The sequence below is a fragment of the Gluconobacter sp. P1D12_c genome, assembly GCF_018812105.1.
GTDB classification, from domain to species: Bacteria; Pseudomonadota; Alphaproteobacteria; order Acetobacterales; family Acetobacteraceae; genus Gluconobacter; species Gluconobacter oxydans_A.
This window is the reverse complement of sequence record NZ_JACSIQ010000196.1, coordinates 1-584: the sequence shown is the minus strand read 5'-3', so window position 1 is coordinate 584 and position 584 is coordinate 1. Positions and strand designations below refer to the sequence as shown.

Annotated in this window: 1 protein-coding gene; it reads right to left on the bottom strand. The window is 41.1% G+C overall.

Annotated features, from left to right (window positions below):
* Window positions 1–9 precede the first annotated feature (9 nt).
* The coding region (locus KP705_RS16300; protein ID WP_215765002.1) for a hypothetical protein at window positions 10–584 on the bottom strand (575 nt) is incomplete at its 5' end.

Genomic DNA, 584 nt, shown 5'->3' with positions numbered 1-584 from the left:
GTAGTCTCTCTAGGCAATAGAGCGATCAGAACCCTTTTGAGGCTTCGCCTTAGGTTCCCACGTCGCCTGGAATGACTCAAGCCACTCCTTCGCAATCCTATCGCAATCACGCATTAAATCATCCAACGTGTAGACAGTCTTAATGAACGGAACAGGATTAATTCCATGCGAATCCAAAGAATCAAAAACTAAACCAAGATAAGTTTCAAGCTGTTCATTCTTCTTCTGTAAATCTCTGAACGGCTTGCCCTTATCAAAACTTTTTTCGCGTTCGCTTTTCAATTCGTTCAATAGTGATTTTCGTGATTCATTACTTTTGTGAATTTTTGTTTTTAGTGATGAATTACTCGCTTTCAACTTCTCATTTTGATTCTTCAATAAATGAATTTCATTTTCACGAGACTTCGCACCATCATCAAAACGGCTTTTCGTGAATGACTCAGAAACCTGAACAACACCACCAGCAACAGCAGAAGAAACAGCACCAACCAACGTGCCAGCCTTCTCAAACTTTTCAGCCTTAGCTTTTGCAGCATCAACACGCTTTGCAACAGCACGACCATCAGCCAGAGCAATAGCTAAAG